The organism is Vibrio sp. 10N.222.55.C6 (genome assembly GCF_041473395.1).
Classification (GTDB): Bacteria; Pseudomonadota; Gammaproteobacteria; order Enterobacterales; family Vibrionaceae; genus Vibrio; species Vibrio crassostreae_C.
The window spans coordinates 1-259 of record NZ_JBFRSD010001206.1; the positions used below are offsets into that span (position 1 = coordinate 1).

The window sequence follows — 259 nt, forward strand, 5'->3', positions numbered from 1 at the left end:
TTCTTGCGACATTGTTCTGGATTCTGACTAAGGATAGCTGCCATGAAAAATATTAAAAAATCTCTAATGGTGATGGGTTCAGTCGCTATGTGTTCTTTCTCGCAACAGACGTTTGCAGCTGCAACAGAAAACACAACAACCACTAACGGTGATGGCTCAATAACAGTGACTCAAAAGATCGATGCAAGTAGTACCTCACCACATTACATCGCGCCTTCTGGTTATGGTTTCGACATCTACAGCCGAGCAAACGAAGACT

At 42.9% G+C, this 259-nt stretch carries 1 pseudogene; it reads left to right on the top strand.

Annotated features, from left to right (window positions below):
* Positions 1 to 42: 42 nt before the first annotated feature.
* Positions 43 to 259, top strand: a pseudogene (locus AB4486_RS28205) (LruC domain-containing protein); the annotation flags it as partial.